General features: G+C 58.0%; 17 protein-coding genes. 2 read left to right on the top strand and 15 right to left on the bottom strand.

Annotated elements, in window-relative coordinates; translation table 11 throughout:
- Nucleotides 1–84: 84 nt before the first annotated feature.
- The 8 genes from FE782_RS12860 to FE782_RS12825 form a co-directional block, all read right to left on the bottom strand.
- On the bottom strand, nt 85–1440 hold the full coding sequence (locus tag FE782_RS12860; protein WP_138194503.1) for an ABC transporter substrate-binding protein: 1356 nt from the start codon (nt 1438–1440) through the stop codon (nt 85–87).
- Between the two features lie 118 nt (nt 1441–1558).
- Nucleotides 1559–2395, bottom strand: a complete 837-nt coding sequence (locus FE782_RS12855; RefSeq protein ID WP_238392463.1) for a carbohydrate ABC transporter permease — start codon at nt 2393–2395, stop codon at nt 1559–1561.
- Nucleotides 2396–2411: 16 nt separating this feature from the next.
- Nucleotides 2412–3344, bottom strand: coding sequence for a carbohydrate ABC transporter permease (locus tag FE782_RS12850; protein ID WP_138194502.1), 933 nt, complete (start codon nt 3342–3344; stop codon nt 2412–2414).
- A gap of 167 nt (nt 3345–3511) precedes the next feature.
- A complete protein-coding gene (locus FE782_RS12845) occupies nt 3512–3694 on the bottom strand; it encodes a hypothetical protein (RefSeq protein ID WP_138194501.1) in 183 nt (60 codons plus the stop codon).
- Nucleotides 3695–3790: 96 nt separating this feature from the next.
- Nucleotides 3791–5398 (bottom strand): 23S rRNA (uracil(1939)-C(5))-methyltransferase RlmD, encoded by a 1608-nt coding sequence (gene rlmD / locus FE782_RS12840; protein WP_138194500.1) that lies wholly within the window; start codon nt 5396–5398, stop codon nt 3791–3793.
- A 3-nt stretch (nt 5399–5401) separates the two neighbouring features.
- Nucleotides 5402–6400, bottom strand: coding sequence for a diacylglycerol kinase (locus FE782_RS12835; protein WP_138194499.1), 999 nt, complete (start codon nt 6398–6400; stop codon nt 5402–5404).
- A complete protein-coding gene (locus FE782_RS12830; RefSeq protein WP_138194498.1) occupies nt 6372–7166 on the bottom strand; it encodes a sirohydrochlorin chelatase in 795 nt (264 codons plus the stop codon). Before FE782_RS12830 ends, FE782_RS12835 begins: the two co-directional genes overlap by 29 nt.
- A 7-nt stretch (nt 7167–7173) precedes the next feature.
- Nucleotides 7174–7464, bottom strand: a complete 291-nt coding sequence (locus tag FE782_RS12825) for a YerC/YecD family TrpR-related protein (RefSeq protein WP_138194497.1) — start codon at nt 7462–7464, stop codon at nt 7174–7176.
- Nucleotides 7465–7643: 179 nt separating this feature from the next.
- Here FE782_RS12825 and FE782_RS32290 point away from each other — a divergent pair, with 179 nt between their 5' ends.
- The gene (locus FE782_RS32290) at nt 7644–8147 is read left to right on the top strand and encodes a hypothetical protein (RefSeq protein ID WP_158299376.1); all 504 of its coding nucleotides are present in this window, start codon (nt 7644–7646) and stop codon (nt 8145–8147) included.
- A gap of 53 nt (nt 8148–8200) precedes the next feature.
- On the opposite strand, the gene FE782_RS12810 is transcribed toward FE782_RS32290, so the two are convergent.
- The 3 genes from FE782_RS12810 to FE782_RS12800 form a co-directional block, all read right to left on the bottom strand.
- A complete protein-coding gene (locus tag FE782_RS12810) occupies nt 8201–9733 on the bottom strand; it encodes an ABC transporter substrate-binding protein (RefSeq protein WP_158299375.1) in 1533 nt (510 codons plus the stop codon).
- Between the two features lie 70 nt (nt 9734–9803).
- The gene (locus FE782_RS12805; RefSeq protein WP_138194494.1) at nt 9804–10676 is read right to left on the bottom strand and encodes a carbohydrate ABC transporter permease; all 873 of its coding nucleotides are present in this window, start codon (nt 10674–10676) and stop codon (nt 9804–9806) included.
- Nucleotides 10677–10691: 15 nt separating this feature from the next.
- Entirely contained in the window at nt 10692–11657 is a 966-nt protein-coding gene (locus FE782_RS12800) for an ABC transporter permease (protein ID WP_138194493.1), read from the bottom strand.
- 237 nt (nt 11658–11894) lie between these two features.
- Between FE782_RS12800 and FE782_RS12795 the strand changes: the two genes are divergently transcribed.
- On the top strand, nt 11895–12932 hold the full coding sequence (locus tag FE782_RS12795) for an alpha-L-fucosidase (protein WP_158299374.1): 1038 nt from the start codon (nt 11895–11897) through the stop codon (nt 12930–12932).
- A 5-nt stretch (nt 12933–12937) separates the two neighbouring features.
- Here the strand turns inward: FE782_RS12795 and FE782_RS12790 are convergent, their stop codons facing one another.
- From FE782_RS12790 to FE782_RS12775, 4 genes are all read right to left on the bottom strand, one after another.
- A complete protein-coding gene (locus FE782_RS12790; protein ID WP_138194491.1) occupies nt 12938–15292 on the bottom strand; it encodes a helix-turn-helix transcriptional regulator in 2355 nt (784 codons plus the stop codon).
- Between the two features lie 118 nt (nt 15293–15410).
- The gene (locus tag FE782_RS12785) at nt 15411–16400 is read right to left on the bottom strand and encodes a zinc-dependent alcohol dehydrogenase (protein WP_158299373.1); all 990 of its coding nucleotides are present in this window, start codon (nt 16398–16400) and stop codon (nt 15411–15413) included.
- The gene (locus FE782_RS12780) at nt 16397–17410 is read right to left on the bottom strand and encodes a zinc-dependent alcohol dehydrogenase (RefSeq protein ID WP_138194489.1); all 1014 of its coding nucleotides are present in this window, start codon (nt 17408–17410) and stop codon (nt 16397–16399) included. The genes FE782_RS12785 and FE782_RS12780 overlap by 4 nt, the downstream gene beginning before the upstream one ends.
- Nucleotides 17411–17644: 234 nt before the next feature.
- Complete coding sequence (locus FE782_RS12775; protein ID WP_138194488.1) at nt 17645–18382, bottom strand: tyrosine-protein phosphatase; 738 nt, start codon at nt 18380–18382, stop codon at nt 17645–17647.
- Between the last annotated feature and the right edge of the window lie 11 nt (nt 18383–18393).

Genomic DNA, 18393 nt, shown 5'->3' with positions numbered 1-18393 from the left:
GTCCTATTCAACGATCATACCGTTTCGCGCCGAAAAGAAACAGGGAAATCGGCATTCGCGCCGATCCCCCTCCTGCAATACCGACTATTTGTGCTCTTCGATAATTTTCTGTCCTTCGTCCATCATAAATTGTCGCGCTTCCTCGAATGTCGTGTTGTCAAGGAGGAACTTATTGATGCCGCCTTCCGCAACCTTCTTCAGCTGTTGCTGATATGGAACGCTGATGACCGAAGAGCCCGCCGTGCGGACCCGCTCGTCGAAGAGCGTCGCGTTCAATGCGTCAATGTCGACGAGGTCCGTCTTGTCGCCGACCATCTCCGCGACGACCGCTTTACCGTCCGCTTTCTTCCAGCCCGGGATGCGGCCGGACAACGCCGCGCCTTCCATCGTCGCGAACTTGATAAACTCGAAAGCTTCCTCCTTATGTCCCGAATTCTTGTGAATCGTAAGGAAGCTGCCGCCGATGCTGGTAAGACCCGGTTCCGTTTCTTCGGAAGAGCGCGGAAGCGGCGCGAACGTAATCTTGAAGTCGCGAGGGTAGCTTTCTTCGTTCAAGAACGCTTCGTCGAGCGAGTACATCGCGATCGGAAGCATGCTCGTCGTCCCATTCATGAAATCCGTCGCCCAATGCTGCTTCGCCGCCAAGACGTCTGCGAGCGGACGTACCGACTGATCCTCGACTTCCATGCCTCGGCGCATGTTGAACCAGGATTCGAAACTCGGATCGTCGAACTGCAGCGTGCCGTCTTCCTTCAGCTGAGGGTTCTTAAAGTCTGTATAGGCGATAATGTTCGCATACTCGCCGAAAGTATGGAAATAAGCTCCGAGGCGCCCTTCTTTGCTCTCTTTCAACGTTTTGGCATAGGCCCGGAAATCGTCCCATGTCCAATCGAAAGAGGGAAGTTCGAGACCGGCTTCCTTCAAATGCGTTTCGTTGAATGCGACGTACCAGAAGCTCGCGTCCGTCATCGCGCCGTAATGTTTCCCGTCGTACGTCGGATTGCGATAAAACTCGTCTTCCGGAACGATTTGGTTGGCTGTATAGAATTCGTCCAACGGATACAACATGCCGTTGCCGGCACGCTCCAACACGTAGCCTTCGTTATTCATCAGAACGACATCCACTTCTTCGCCCGATGCGGATAACACATCCAGCTTCTGCAGCATCTCGCGGGAATCGTTATTTTGCACGAGCGCCACATGCTCGACTTTTACCTTCTCGCTCTGCGCATTGAACGCCTCCACGATCTTCATCATCGGTTCGCCAGGCTCGCCCTTGGCATTCGTGTAAAATTTCAGCGTAACGACTTCTTCGGCTCCTTCCGATCCGTTTCCGACGGACGCCGGCGTTTCCGATGCCCCGCCGTCGCCGCCCTGTCCTCCGCATGCCGCCAAAAACAGTACCGAGAACAACGCGACCGCCGTTGTCAATTTTTTCATTTCGTTTCCCCTTTACGCTTCATGATTGTTCTTACAGCTATATGATAAAGAAAGTGAAAGCGGTTTACCGTGTAATCTTTGTGGAAGTTTGGTGTGCACTTTTTTTACTTGCCGCCGATTACCCCTTCACGCCGCCCACTGTAATTCCGTTGATGACCTGCTTCTGCAGGACGACGAACACGATAAGGAGCGGAATGATCGCCGACACCGCGGCCATCATCATCAGCGAGACGTTATTGGAATATTCTTGCCGGAAAAACTGAATGCCTAACGGCAGCGGAAACAATTCCTTCGTGAATAAGAAAATCAGCGGATTTTGGTAGTCGTTCCAGGTCCATATAAACTTGATGATGCCGGCCGTCGCCAGGATCGGCTTGCAAAGCGGCAACATGATTTGAGCGTATACGCGAAGGTATCCCGCGCCGTCGATTTTCGCGACTTCGATAAAATCATTGTGAACTCCCATCATAAACTGCCGCATGAGGAACGTGAAGTACATCGAGAAGGCCAGCATCAGCATCAGACCTTCGTGAGAATTATACAGGCCAAGCCATTTGATCATAATAAACCGCGGAACGAGCGTAGCCTGTTCCGGAATGATCATGAAAGACATCATCAGTCCGAACATGACGCCCTTGCCGGGCGCTCGCAATTTCGAGAAGGCGAAAGCGGCCATCGACGAGAACAACAGCGTTGCAATCGTAGAAACGACGGCAAGCTTAAAGGAATTCCAATAAAACAACGAAAACGGCACATTTTCCATCCAAACCTTCTGGAAATTATCAACCCAATTCCACTCCCGCGGAATCCATTGGATCGGGTAGGTCATCACGTCGCGCTCCAACTTCGCGGAAGCGGACAACATCCATACCAACGGGGTAATGAATAGAATCGAACATGCCCCGAAAAGCACAGTCAGCAACAGGCGATCAAGCTTGATTTTGTTTGTCGGCAATTGTATTCCCCCCCTCTCAAGCTCGTTTTTCTCTAGCTTGTACGATCCAAGTGACGGACGTAACGGCGATGACTAGCAAAAAGAGCACCCATGACAACGCGGACGCGTAGCCCATCTTAAAGTTAATGAAGCCTTCCTCGTAGATGCGGTACACCAGCACCGTCGAAGCGTCGTTGGGTCCGCCGTCGGTCAAAAATTTAATGAGATCGAAAACCTTGAACGAACCGATGATCGTCGTGATAGTCAAGAATAGCGTCGTCGGCGCCAACATCGGAATCGTGATATACCAGAACTGCTGGATCCCAGAAGCGCCGTCGATTCGCGCGGATTCGTACACTTCCTCGGAAATTTGCGTCAGTCCGGCGAGGAAAATGATCATCTGGTAACCGAGCGCCTGCCAAATCGCGATGACCATGATCGCAATGATGGCGTAATGGGAATCGACGAGCCATTTCGGCGGTTGATCTAACCCGATGGCCATTAGGAATTGGTTGATCGGACCGCTCGACGGATGGTACAGCGCAGCCCATACGGCGGCGATCGCAACGGTGGAGCAAATATAAGGGATAAAGAACAAGATTTTAAACAAGCCTTTGGCGTACACCTTTGTATGCACGAGAACCGCCATAATCATCGCGATCACGAGTCCCGCCGGAACGGTTACGGCCGTGAAGAACAGGTTGTTTTGTAACGCCTTCCAGAACTTCGAATCGTCTATCATTCTCTCGAAGTTTACGAATCCGACCCACTTCATCTCTTGAAAGCCGCCGACCAAGTTCCAATTCGTAAAGCTGAGCATCAGAGAAAACAATAAAGGGAAGATTGCGAGCGCGATAATGCCGATCGCTTCGGGCGCAAGAAACAACCATCCTGCGACCGCTTCCTTGCGGTGTTGGTTCCACCATTTTCTTTTCTCGGTTCTCGTCGCGCGTTCGATCGCCGTCGACATTGTGCCTTACCTCCCGCGAGTAGTGCTTATCGTTACATTCATTATAGAAACAAACGACGATTTCTGCGGCTTACGATTTAGACTCGTTTCGCGTGTATAATTTTTACCCGAATACCTAAAAGCCCGCTCGGACGTCGTCCGGCGGGCTGTTCCCGTTTCGCTATTCATTATAGTGAGATCGTCGTCAGCTTCTCCCGCAGCCAAGCATAGGCGGGGGCTCCCCGATCGGCGTAAATTCGCTTCAATTGCTCGTACGCCTTGACGGCCGGCTGACGCGGAAACACGCGGTCGGTATCGTCCGACTCCAGAAATAAGCCTCTAGGAGCGATTAAACCTAATAAATCCGGCATTTCCGCTCATCGATAGATGTACCGCCAACCGAGTTACATCAACAGCAATTTCCGGGCACTGTATAATTATTTATAGTCGCCCTGTTTAACCAATATCTACAAGGGTTTTTGGTCCTCTGTTTCATTCCTAATCACCAACGCGACGCACTCCACATGCCCCGTATGCGGGAACATATCCACCGGCTGCACCTCGAGGGTAGCGAAGCCGCCGGCCTCGAGCGCGGCGAGGTCGCGGGCTAACGTGGCGGGATTGCACGACACGTAGACGATTCGCTCGGGACGCATCGCGACGAGCGTGTCGAGCAGGGCGGGGTCGCAGCCCTTGCGCGGGGGGTCGACGACGATGACGTCGGCGTCGATGCCCTGCTCGCGCCACGCGGGCAGAACGACCTCGGCGCGGCCGACTTCGAAGTCGGCGTTGTCGATGTCGTTCAGCCGCGCATTGGCGCGGGCGTCTTCGACGGCGTCGGGGATGAGCTCGACGCCGTACACCTGGCGGGCGGACCGCGCCAGGAACAACGAGATTGTGCCGATGCCGCAATAAGCGTCGATGACGGTCTCCCCGCCCTCGAGCGCCGCATACTCCAGCGCCTTGCCGTACAGCCGTTCCGTCTGCACCGGGTTGACCTGATAGAACGAGCGCGCCGAGATGGCGAACCTAATCCCACCGATACTATCGAAAATGACATCCGCCCCCCACAACGTCGCCGTCTCCCGTCCGAAGACGGCGCTCGTCTGATCGGGGTTCACGTTCAGGCAGATGCTGACGACATGCGGCAGCTCGTCCCGCAGCCGGGCGACGAGGGCGTCGAGCCCGTCGACGACGCGCGTCGTGCCGACGAGCACGAGCATCATCTCGCCCGTCGCGAACGATACCTTCGCGACGACGTGGCGCAGCCAGCCCGAGCGCGACTTCTCGTCGTACGCTTCGATGCCGAGCTCGCGCGCGATGCGCTTCGTCGCGAGCACCGCGTCGTCGTTCCGCTCGTGCTGGATGAGGCAAGCGTCCGTCGAGACGATCCGGTGCGAGCCTTGCTCGTAGAAGCCGCCGACGAGGCCGCCCTCCTCGAGGTCGAAGCCGATCGGCACCTGCGCCTTGTTGCGGTACCGCCATGGGTCGTCCATGCCGAGCACGGGATGCACGACGATCCCGCCGAAGCCGTAGCCTGAGCTAAGGGAATCACCTTGGAAAGAAGCACCGGAAGATACCTCCCCCTCCGGCGAACCTGAGCTAAGGGAATCACCTTGGAAAGGAACGCCGGGAGCAGCCGAAGACGGCGCCACCCGCAGCTTCCCGATCCGCTCCAACGCGTCGACGACGAGCTGCCGCTTCCAACGCAGCTGCGCCTCGTACGCGAAGTGCTGCAGCTGGCAGCCGCCGCACCGCGCATACACCGCGCAGGGCGCCGCCACCCGATCGGGGCTCGCCGCAAGCACCTCGAGCAGCTCCGCCCGGCCGAAGTTCTTCCGCAGCTCCGCGACCCGCGCCCGCACCCGCTCCCCGGGCAGCGCCCCCGGCACGAACAGCGTGAAGCCGCCGAACCGCCCGACGCCCTCTCCTTCGTGCGCCAAGCCTACGATGTCCAGCTCGATCACGTCATGAAGCGCGACGGGAAGCTCCCGTCGCGCCGCGTCGCCCGCAGGCTTCGATGATGCTGTTGTTGTCTTCCGGCGTTTCGCCGCCGCAAATTTCTTCGTTCTCACGCGCTACCCTTCCACTCCATTGCTTGATTGTCCCAACGCTCCCGGCGTACCCGTCGGATGAACCGCGACGGCGCTGCCGCCGGAGCCGCCCTGCCGGTGGTAACTCGACCGTCCCGTCGGATCGACGAAGACGCCGATGTGCTTCGGCAGCACGGAGATGTCGCACGGCAGCGTACCGCCGAACTCCCCGTCGAGGTTCAGCTGCACGTAGTCCGGCGACTCGATCGCGATCCGCTTCGACCGGAATTGGACGAGCAGCGGATCCAACACCCGCTCCCCGCGCACCACCATCGTGGCGAGGCGAATGAAGTCCGCCAGCGTACACCGCTTCAAGAAGAACGCGTCCATGTAGCCGTCGTCGATCGCCGCGTCCGGCGCCAGCTTCTCGAAGCCGCCGACGGAGTTCGAGTTGGCGATGAGGAAGATCATATACTCATCCTCGAACGTCGTCTCGTCCGTCGTCACCTTCATCCGAATCGGACGAAGGCGGGGCAGCTTCTCGAATCCCTTCATATAATAAGCGAGCTGCCCGAGCATCGTCTTCATCTTGCTCGGCACCTCGTACGTCAATTCCGTCAGCGAGCCGCCGCCCGCGATATTGACGAAGTACCGCTGATTGACCTGCCCGATATCGATCGGCTTCACATACCCTTCGGCGATCAGGTCGATCGCCGCGTCCCAGGACCGCGGAATGCCGAGCGCCCGCGCGAGATCGTTCGTCGTCCCGAGCGGCAGCACGCCGAGCGGCGGGCGGCGCTCCAGCTCCGCGAGTCCGCTGACGACCTCGTTGAGCGTGCCGTCGCCGCCGGCCGCGACGACGATGTCGAAGCCGCGGCGCGCCGCTTCGGCGGCCGCCAGCCGCGCGTCGCCCTCGCCGATCGTCGCATGCGTCGACGTCTCGAACCCGTAGCCTTCGAGCCGCTGAAGCACGTCCGGCAGACGCCGCCGCATCTCTTCGCGCCCGGATGTCGGATTATAGATGAGTCTCGCTCGCTTGACCATCTGTTTCCAGCTCCTTCGCCTTCGCTTCGACGCGCCGCGCCATCCACCGCGACAGCAGCGGATGGGGCAGCAGCGAACGACCGTTATACCGAACATCATACCCGCGGAAACGGGACGGTATGACTTTATCTGTAAAATATCCTTCGCTCACGAACATCGGCGCGACGATCGGCGTCAGCTCCGGCCGATGGCGGCGCCACCAACGAAGCTTCCACTCGACCTGATCCGGCAGCAGCATGACGGCGTCCGCCGCCGCGAAGCCGCCGCGGACGCGTAGCAGCGAAGCCGCGCGCTCCAGACAATCGCGCCAGACGCGATGAAACCCCTTGAGCACGCTGCCGTGACCGACGACCAAGACGAGCTCGTCCGAGGGATGACGTGAAAGGGGTAACATTTTCTCATACAAAATCTCGATTACGTCTTCGTCCGCGTCGATCGGCGCGCACAGAGAAACACGAGCCGACACCCGGAACGGCGTCAAATCCGTCTCGAACCGGCACGTCGCCTTCGCGCCGAGCGCCCAAGAGATTTCTTCGATATGCGTGCTTCCCGACGAGACGAACAGCGGCAGCACGATCAGGTCGCGCACGCCGAGCGCTTCGAGCGCGTCGATGCCGTCCTGAATGAGCCGGCCTTCGACCAGCTCCAAATACGATGCGTACACCGGATACGAAACGCGCGCGCGCAGCGATTCGATCGCTTCGTCCACGAGCCGCACCCAATCCGGGTTTCGCGAGCCGTGACTGATCACCAATACTCCGATCATCGCGAATCTACCGTCCCAGCCGCTCCAGCGTCATCTTATAACCGTCGTTGCCGTAGTTGAGGCACCGCTTCACGCGGGAGATCGTCGCCGTGCTCGCGCCGGTTTCCGTCTCGATCTGGTTGTACGTGCTGCCCTTGCGAAGCATCCGCGCCACTTCTAATCGCTGGGACAACGACTGGATTTCGTTGATCGTGCACAGGTCGTCGAAGAACGTATAGCATTCCTCGAGGTTCTTCAAGGTCAACACCGCTTCGAACAGCTGGTCGATCGATTTATCGTTCAGCTTCTTTAATTGCATCGGATTGAGTCCCCCTCGGTCGGACATTAACGCTTTAACATTGTACAGTTCTATAGTAACACGCCCATAACCTTTTTGGAAACCGGGCATCCGTCTATACCAATCCGTAGGCGACTACATAGTGTGTAGTATGAAAGCCCAAACCAAACCCATTATGCGGAAAAAGGAATGTGAGCGCAGTGAACCATAATCCACACGTTAGCAACACTACGTACGGCGGGCATTTTCCGGCGCCCACGCCTTACGCGGGCGGCTTCCAGCCGCCCTACGGCGTAACGCCGGACCCGACCGGCTATCCGGGCGTGCCCGGACCCGTGCCCGGCTCGCAAGCCGGAGCCGGCGGCGGAGGCGGCCTCGGCGGACTGCTCGGCGGCGGCGGAGGCGCCGGCGGGGCCGGAGGCCTCGGCGGGCTGCTCGGCAACCTCGGCAATCTCCCGCAGCTGATCGAGCGCATGGGCGGCATCGACGGCGTCCTCAACAACGTGACGAAAATCCAGAAGATCATGAGCTCGGTGCAGCAGATGGCGCCGATGCTGAAGCTCGTCATGGGCAGCATCGGCAAGTCGAAGAGCGCGTCCTCGAACGACGACGATACCTACTACGAGCTGCCGAGACGCCGCCGCCGGAGACGCCGCCGCAGCGGCTCGTCGCGCCGCCCGAGCGGCCGGGGCCGCCGCCGGTAAACGAAAAACATGCGCCTGCCCGAAACCGAAGGGCAAGCGCATGTTTTTTCGTTTTACTTCTTCGCGAACCACTCGTCCAGCTGCCGTTGCTGCTCCGCGAGATACGCGTCGACGCCGGCTTTCTTCAGCGCGTCCTGCAGCTTCGGCAAGTATACCGCCGGGTCGAGCGTGCCGGTCTGCAGCCCCGCTCCGAACTCGCCGGACACCGATTGCATGGCGGCGATTTCCGTCTTCACGTTTTCCCCGTTGAACGTAAACCCGTACAGCGGCGAACGCTGCGCGTTCTCGTTGCGCTCGATCGTCACTTCCCACGTATCGTCCGGCTGACCTTCCATCAAGTAGCCGATCGTCTCGTTGCCCATCACCCAGCCTTGTACGCCCATCGGATAACCGCTGTCCGCGATCGGCACGACCTTGCCTTCGGCGTTCAAGGTATAGTGTTTGCCTTCGATGCCGTACTTCAGCAGATTGAACATGTCCGCATTGGACGCCATCAGATCCAGCAGCGCGACGGCGCGCTCCGGATGTTTCGACGTGTGGCTGATCGCGTTCATCGTCGCGGTCACCCCCGTGAACGTCGGCACTTGCGTCGGGATGTAGATAACGTCGTGGCCACCGTTTTCCGCTTTGTGCCCCGCTTCTCCGCCCGCCTTCAAATTAAAGTCCTGCGTGACGGCGACGTTGCCCTTGGCCAGCACCGATTTCAAATCCGGAGCGGTCGCGGCGTCCTTATTGATCCAGCCTGCCTTGAACCACTTATGCATCGTCTGCAAGTGCTTCTCATACTCGGGCGCGAAGTCCGTGTGAATGATCGTCTTCGGATCGCTGTTGCGGAACGTCACGCCGGTCCAAGAAATATCGTACGCCGACCAGATCGGAGAGTGATCCTTGGCGGCGCCGAACGGAATGATATCGGGTTCGTTCTCTTTAATCTGTTGCAGGAACGGCTCCAGATCCGTATAGGTCTTGATCGAAGAGACATCCAAGTTATACTTGTCGGCGAAGCGCTTCTGAACGACGAAGCCTTGAATTTGCGTCATCGTCTGGTAGATCGGAATCGCGTAGATGCTGCCGTTAATCCGGGCGTCCTCCAGCTTGTCGCCGAACAGCTTCGTTACGTTAGGCGCGTATTCCGGCAATAAGTCCTCGATCGGGTAGAACGCGCCTTTGTTCACGTTGCCTACGTAACCGAAGCTCCAGTTGGAGGTCCACGCAATGTCGAACTCTTCGCCGGACGCAATGACCGTATTCATCTTGTCCTCGTAATCCCCCGCTTCGACCGGCACCAGATCGACCGTCGCGTTAATTAACTCTTGCGTATACTTGTTGAATTCCGCTTCGATCGTATCCATGTCCGTCGGCGTGCCGTAGCTCAGGAAATACCACTTCAAATTCACGGGCTCGAGCTCGGCTTCGGCCGGCTCCGATATACCCTCGCCTTCCGCGTCCGTTACGGTGCTCTGCGGCGTCGCCTTAGGCGTCTCTTCCGTCGAGTTTCCGGATTGCGTGCTGCAGGCCGTCGCGAACAGGAGCGCCGCGATGACAGTGACAAGCCGAACCTTCTTCGTGGATTGTACCGAATGCATACTGGTGTGACCTCCTTGATAATGAAAATTATATATTATCGACTGCATCGCTGCAGGGGATAATCGGAAATCAGCCCTTCAACGAACCGATCGTCAGACCCGCGACGAAATATCGCTGGAAGAACGGGAAGACGAACATCATCGGGCCGGCCGCAAGGATCGCCATCGCCATTCTGACGTTGTATTTCGGCAGGTCGGCGATCGCGACCTCCATCCCGAATTGGGAGACGAAGTCGCTGTTGCTCGTCAGGAACTCGATGTTCCGGATCATGCGCTGCAGCAGCAGCTGCAACGGCGCAAGGCTCTGATTTTCCAAAAACAGCAGCGCGTTGAACCACTCGTTCCAATAATTGAAGGAAATCATGAGACCGAGGGTCGCCAATCCGGGCGTCGACAAGGGCAGCACCATTCGGAAAAAGATGCGGAACTCGCCGGCCCCGTCCATCTTGGCGGATTCGATCATCTCGAACGGAATTTTCAGCATGTAGCTTCGCATGATCATCACGTAAAAGACGTTCAACAGGCTGGGCAGAATGATCGCAAGAATGTTGTCCTTCAGGTGGAGATATTGCGTCATCAAAATATAGAACGGGACGAGCCCGCCGCTGAACAGCATCGTGAAGAAGACGTAAAACGTAGCCAACCGACCGAACTTATAATCTTTACGGGACAGTACATAGGCCGTCATCGCGGTCAGCAGCAGGCTAAGCGCCGTCCCGGCGACGGTAATGAAGGCGGTGACGCCGTAAGCCCGGAGCAAGATCGCGGGGGATTTGAATACCGTCGCGTAGCCTTCCGTGCTCCATTGCTCGGGAATGTATTGGTACCCGTTCGCGATGATCGATTGCTCCGCCGAGAGGGAGGACGTGATCACCAACACGAACGGGAGAAACATGCACAATGAAATGAGGGCGAAGATTCCGTTAATGATCGCTCTGGCCATGCGCCTCTCCCCCTCCTACCATAACGAATTCTCCTCGTTGACCTTGCGGATGACGAAATTCGCCAGAACCACCATGACCAAACCGACGACCGATTGAAACAGGCCGACCGCGGCCGCCATCGCAACGTCGCCCATGCTGCGCAGGGCGCGGAACACGAAGGTGTCGATAATGTCGGTCGTCGCGTACACCATCCCGGAATCGCGGGGAATGAAATAATGAAGGCCGAAGTCGCCGCGGAACATGTTGGCCACGGACAGGATGATCAGCACGCTGATAATCGGCGCGAGCAGCGGAATCGTGATTTTCATCGCCATCTGCAGCTTCGACGCGCCGTCGATTTTCGCCGCCTCGTAATACGTATAGTCGATCCCCATCATCCCGGCGTAGAAAATCAAAGTTTGGAACCCGATTCCCTTCCAGAGATTGACGAGGTTCAAGAGGAGCGGCCAGGCGTCGTTCTCGAAATACCACATCCGGGGCTCCATGCCGAACCATTCCAGCATGGAATTCAGAAACCCGGACTGATGGTCCAGCATCGTATCCGTGATATAGGAGACGATGACCCAAGACAGGAAGAACGGAAGGAACAACACGGTTTGGTGGACCTTCAACCACCTTCGGCTCAGCTCGCTCATCAGAATCGCAAGCGCAAGCGCGCATGCCATCGTGACCGTCATATAGCTGAGGCTATAGAGAATCGTGTTTCGAACGATGCGGTACGCGAGCTCCGTCGTGAACAAAAATTCGAAGTTCGCGAAGCCTACCCATTCGCTGCGAAACACCCCCAGGTTCACCTTGAAATTCTTGAAGGCGACGACGATGCCCGCCATGGGGATGTATGCAAAGATCAATAAGTACAGGAATCCGGGTAAAAACAGGAGGGACAACTCTCCATCCTGTTTGAAGCGGCTCCATCTGCGCCGCTTCCCGGCGGATGGCCGAACGTCTCGCTCGGTACCGTAGGTCTTGACGGGATTCATAAGATCACCTCGTTTCTTTTGCTACCCCGATTATGGCGGAGGTCGCCTAAGAGTGCCTACTGTGGAAAATGGCGAACGCGCGGCGTTGCCCGTATGGGAAATGGCGATTTCTATGGGATTTGGTTTTTGAGCCGATTTTCATACGAATCGCTACATTCGGAGGTATATCCCCTGCGCCTCGTTCGTTATGATGAGGGGGAAGGAACCGATTTTCATGAGAAGGGATTTGTTGGACACATGAGCGAAATCGCGGATCGACAGCATGCGATGATTCATTCGAAGTCTTCGTTCGCGGGGCAGCGTCCTTTCCGACGCAACGAGCACCCCGAGGCGCAATGGTTCGGCGACGGCAGCATGGGCTTGTTCGTCCACTGGGGCCTCTCGAGCGTGAGCGCCAAGGTCGACTTGTCGTGGGGCATGATCGCGGACACGCCGTGGGACACCGATCCGGAGCGCAAGATGATGCCGGAAGCGTATTTCGCCCTCGCCGAGAGGTTCCGGCCGCGGGCGTACGACCCCGACGCTTGGCTGAAGGCGGCGAGCGACGCCGGCTTCCGTTACGCCGTTCTGACAACGAAGCATCATGACGGCTTCGCGCTGTGGCCGAGCCGACACGGCGATTTTCACACCGGCCGCTTCGCCGACGCGGCGGACTACGTACGACCGTACATCGAGGCCTGCAGGAAATACGGGCTAAAGGTAGGCCTCTACTATTCCCCGCCGGACTGGTATTTCCAACGTCATGAGATGTCCTTCCGCTTCCAAAGCAAGGGCACGCCCGAATCGCCGCATTACGGCCTGCGGCACGAACCGATCGACCTCGCCCCGCCGTCGGCGGAGCGGATCGAAGCGCATAAGAAGCATATTCGCGGTCAAATCGAGGAGCTGTTAACGAATTACGGGACGATCGACCTGCTCTGGTTCGACGGCGGGCCCGAGGCGCTGTCGATCGAAGACATCCGGGCGATGCAGCCCTCGATCGTCGTCAACTCCAGAATGCATGGGTACGGGGATTACGAGACGCCGGAGCGGACGATGCCGGAGCGGGCGCCGGACGGATGGTGGGAGCTGTGCGATATTTGGCCCGAGGGCTCGGGTTGGGGGTACACCGAGCCGCATCGGTACCAACCGACGGAGTGGGTGCTGAGCCGTTGGGCCCAAGTGAAGGCGTTAGGGGGGAATTACTTGATCAACGTCGCGCCGAACGCCGACGGCGAGCTGCCGCCGGAATATTACGAGCGTATTCGCGAGCTCGGCGCCGCGCTCCGCGGTTAGTCCAATCATTCGATCAGTTTCTTCAAGCGGTACTCCCGGGGGGTCGCGCCGAACTTTTTCTTGAATAGCTTGAAAAACTGGCTTTGATTTATAAACCCGACCCGCTCCATGATTTCGATCACGCTGTAATCTTTATTGGAGAGCAGCTTTTCCGCTTGCGACAGCCTCACTTCGTTAATATATTCGGCGACGGAGCAGCCCTCGCTCTTCTTGAAGCTGCGCCCTACGTAAGACACGGACATATGCAGCATAGAGGCGATGCTCTGCAAGCTCAGATTGACGTCGGTGTAATTGATCGCGACGAGCTCCTTGATCGTCTCGAGCAGCACGTCGTTCTTGTCCAGCGACGGGATCGACTTCGCTTCGCTCGTCAAGTCCTCGAACAGCTCGGCCAACACCGCCTTGACTTCGGCGATCGTCTCCTTCTCCATCATGCTTTGATACACCCGGTTCATGTCGACGTTGATCGGCTGCAGCTTGAATGCATTGATTTCCTTCAACGTCTTCCGAATCGTCATAATGATTTGGTAATACGACTGCATCGTCTGATCGAAGGTCAGCTGCCGCGCCAGCTCGATATACTGGTCTAAGAATTGACCGAGGACGGCCGGATCGTTCGATTTCAGGCCGTTGATCAGCTTTCGCTCCAGCTCTTCAGGAACGTAGAAGTCCAGATTCGCCGTATCCTCCGCCGCCATCTCCGGCGTAATGATCGATTGATGCCCGTATTTGATCCGGTACATGGAATATGCTAACGCCCGCGCATAATGGTCCGTCGTGCCGCGAATGTCGGCGAACGGTTCGCTGATCGCGAACGTTAAGGAAAGCTTGTAATAGGTGTTCGCGACCTCTTGAATGCGTCGGAAGATCGGCTCGACCTCGGCCATAAAGCCCTCCCGCTTCGACTCCGGAATCGACAGAATCGCCGCCATATGGTCGCGTCGCATATCTACGGTCTCGCTCCGGAAGACGCTGCTTAGCAGCTCGTTCGCGATATTGGAGATGGCGAAGTAATACAAGCGCTTCTCGCTGGGGCTCGTATTGATGTCGAAATCGTGCAACCGATCGATCTTAATGACGCACACCGCGTAGAGGGAGCTTTCCGCTTCGCCGCCGCCCGAATGCCGTCCGAAGAAGTGCGCCAGCTCCTCGGCGGTGATGGACATGCTGTTCAGCAGAAGCTTCCGAATATAGAAGCTCTTGACGATCGTTTCCTTCTCTTCCGAGTCGCGCTTCACCAAGTCCAGCTTGTCGACCATCTGCTTGTAACGGTTCGTCACGTAAGAGAATTCGTCATGCTTGGGCCGGAGCTTCGACTGGGACGATTCGTCGCCGCCTTGCCTGAGCTGACGCATGAAGGAGTCGACGGGCCGGTACAAGACGTTCGTCGCGACGACGGCGACCGTGACGGCGATCAGCATGAAGATCGAGGTGATCCAGATGGACGTATTCCGCAAGTCGTAGACGTCGCTCATGACGGAGTCGTAGGGCTGAACGTTCAACACGACCCAGTCGTTGACGCCGATATTTAGATACGTGACGACCTTGCGGTCTTTCCCCTTGCCGATCGTGAACGTACCCCGGTCGGCGACGGCTTCGTCGATCCGCCGGTTGACGACGGCCAGCTCCTCCGGGTCGACCAGACCCGTTTGCCTTTTCTGAAACAACAACTGCCGATTGCCGTCGAGAATCAAGAAGCTGCCTTCCTGCTGCAAGTCCGTTTGGTTCAGCATATGGATGTTCTCGAAGATCCACTCCGGCGAAATGGCCAAGACGAGCATGTTCTCGATCTTGCCCTTGGCGTCCGGCTCGTACATCGCGTATAAAAACATATCGAAACTCCCGTAATTGCTCGGGTCGGACGCCTCGAACGAATAAGGAACGAATCGCATGCGGGGCAACGATTGGGAATGGATATAGTCGTTAAGGTTCTTCCGGAACCGCTCGTCGACGGAATATCGCGCCGCGCCGTTCGCGATGAAGAAGTCGTCGTGGAAGCCGTTATAAATAAACATGGAATGAACGAAGGACGAACTGCTCGTGACCGCGTCCAGCTTGCCGATGCTCTTGATGTACAAGTAGTCATCCAATTCTTTCGCAAGGCGCAGGTAGGTCACCTCGGTGTCGAAGAACAGAAAGCTTGCGGTATTCGTCACGATTTCGTTCATATACCGTATGTTATAGTCGATTTGATGCAGTACCTTATCGTTGGCGCGTTCGTGAACCTGAAGCACTGTGCGCTCCGAACTCACGTACAGCGTTATAGATGAAATCAGGACCAGAACCACGATGACCAAGGTGACCGTCAGCCAGATGCGTTGCAAGTACTTCTTGGAAAACCAACTCCGAATCTTTTCCAAAAAGACTCACCTCGTTAATAGGATTGGTTAGCAAGACTTCATGTTACTTCGACAACCGGAAACGCTTTCCTCTCTCGAGAAAAAAACATATCCCCGGGCCTCGGGGATACGTTCGCCGTTATTGCTCCCAATCGAACAAGACGTTCAAGGTTTCGGCCGGACGCTGCAGCATGAGCTGATACGCTTCCTGACAATCCTTCGGATGGAAGACATGGGTGATCAACGGATCGATCTTCAGCTCCCCCGTCTTCAACCAACCGAGCGCTTGAAGCTGCGCTTCCTTATAGAACCCGCAAGGGAAATACACGGTAGGCTCCTTCAGGTGGGTCAGGTGGAAGTCCACGGAGATCGGCTCCGGGTACCAGCCCTGCATGACGATCTGCCCGCGATGCCGAACCAAGTCTACGCATTGCTTGAAAATCGAAGGCACCCCCGTCGTATCGATGACGATATCCGCCCCCGCCCCGTCGGTCTGCTCCTTCACCCAAGCGACGAGATCGACCTCCGAAGCCGTAACCGCCCGATGAGAGGAGTGCGCCGCCGACATCTCGACGCGCATCGGGTAATGGTCGGTCGCCATGACGTGCAATCCGTGGATTTTCGACAGCTGCGCCGACATCTGGCCGATCATTCCTTGACCGATGACGATGACCTTGTCCCCCGGCTGCGTCTTCAGGTACCCGAAGCCTCTCATGCTGACCGCCGGCATTCCGCTGAACACCGCTTCCCGCGGGTCGATCCCGTCCTCGATCTTGATCGCCGTTTCGAAATCCGCCACGAGCGTGCGCATATGCGCGCCGAACCAGTTCCGCGGATGCTTCTCGGAAATGTTGCCCTTGCTGACGAAGACGCGGTCTCCGGGGGCGAAGCCTACTACGTCGGCGCCCGCCGATTCGACGATGCCGACGGTCTGATACCCGGGAACGGCAGGGAATCGAATATCGCCCGTGCGGCGACCGCTGTAATACCAAATTTCCGTCCCCATCGATACGCCGGAATATTCCGCCCGGACGACCAAGTCCCGAGGACCGGGATCGGGCAATTCCACAGGCGCGTAGACGGCGCTTTTCGCTCGTTCGAACCAGATCGCGTCGGTCGTTGTCCTCATTCGATAAGTTCCTCCTTCGGTTCGTTCATCCGTACGATCCCTTTCACGACAGCGCCCGAACGCACTTGACGGAACGCTTCGTCGATGTCCTCGAACGGCCATTCATGGGTAATCCACAGATCGACGGGGAATTCCCCCTCGACCATCATCCGGCACACCTCGTCCATCGAACCCGCTTCGTTCGTATCGTAATGGCGAAGGGAAAACTGCCTTGGACCCTTGGATAACGGGATTCGGTACGCGTCCTCGGCGACGCCGTACACGGCGATGTGACCGGACGGCGCAAGCAGCCGGAACGTATGCAGGAACACATCCTCGCTCCCGGACGCTTCCACGATGACGTCGGCCCGAAGATCCGGCAGGTTCTCCGGCTTTCGCGTGTCGACGACCTCGTCCGCCCCCGATGCGAGCGCCAGCGCGAGCCGCTCCTCCCTTCGGCCGGCGACGACGACTTTGGCGGCGCCGAAGCGCTTCGCGAACCAAGCGATGCCGAGCCCGGCGATGCCGGTGCCGAGCACGAGCACGGTCTTCCCCTTCAGCTCGAGCTGGCTCGCAAAGCCGTGCAGCTCGCTGAGGCTGATCAGCAAGGCGGCCTCCCGGTCGGAGAGGCTCTCCGGTATGACCTTCGGCGTCGCGAAGCCGTGCTTGCCGCCGTCCCGCTTTAACGCGGGAACGTCCTCGGCGATGCCGTATTCCGCGAAGCCGCCCCATGCGGCGAATACTCCGGCGTCGGCATGCGCCTTGTAGCCCGAGCGGGTCACTCGGTCGCCGATGCGGAACGAGGTTACCTTACTCCCGACGTCGACGACCGTCCCTACCGTCTCGTGCCCCAAGACTAAGGGATAGCGGATAAAATCGAACGGCAGCGTGCCGTCGACGATCATCTGATCGGTCGAATTGCAGACGACGCAGAGATCGATCCGAACGAGCGCTTCATAGGGACCGACGTCCGGCATCGGCAGTTCGACCGTCTCCATCCGTCCCGGTTGACGTACGACGAGCGCCTTCAACGGCAATTCCCCCAATTTGGAAAAAGGTCTCGCATCCAGCCGCAGCCGGGGTGCATGGTCATCGTAAACCCCGGCGGCGCGTCGGGCCACTATTTGATTTGCCGTTCTCCATGAATTTCGGCCCGCGACCTTTTCTTATAGAAAACGCATTAATTCATACTCGAAAAACAGCCGCCCGTAACGAAGCGAAGCTGCCGAACGGAATCGTTCGGGCAGCTTCGCTTGCAAAAAATTTCAACTCTCTACCAACCTCGCGCGCAGCCGGGCGATATCCGCAGCAGCCAAGCCGATCGCGCGCAAGTACCCTTCCGCCCCGCCGTGTTCCGCTTCGAGATGCCGCAGCATGCGCAGCATGTACTCCGGCTCGCTCTCCAGAAACCGCTCGTACGCCTCGCCCGACATCCCCGCGGGACGGCCTTCGCGCAGCTCCTCCAGAATCGGCGCGATGCACGCCGACGTCAGCGCGTAATCCTCCGCGATCGCGTCATGCGGCACGCCGGCTAGATCCAACAGCAGCCCGGCGACGACGCCCGTCCGGTCCTTGCCGGCGGCGCAATGGAACAGAACCGCGCTTCCGCGGCCCGCGGCGAGCGCTTCGAACACCCGCTTCAATTCGCTGCCCGCGCCCTCGAGCAAGTTGATATACAAGTCGCCGAGGTCGCGCACCTCTCGAACGCCCGTCGATGCCGGATTCAGTAGACTTACATGTACATAATCGACCGTCTCCGACCCGTCGAACGCGTTCCGCTTCGCTTCCACTTCCCGCGCGTGACGCAGATCGACGACGGTGCGGATTCCCATCTCCTCGAGGAGCCGCTTATCCTCCCCGGTCAACCGATGCAACCCGTCGGCGCGGAACATCGCGCCCCACCGCGTCGTTCGTCCTTCCTTCGTCGCATAACCGCCCAAATCCCGTATATTATAAGCGCCTACCACGGGGATGAGGCGCTTCTTCTCCGCATGCATAGCCATCCGTACCTCCG

The sequence above is a fragment of the Paenibacillus antri genome, assembly GCF_005765165.1.
In the GTDB taxonomy this organism is placed as follows: Bacteria; Bacillota; Bacilli; order Paenibacillales; family YIM-B00363; genus Paenibacillus_AE; species Paenibacillus_AE antri.
This window is presented reverse-complemented; position numbering and strand designations above follow the sequence as displayed.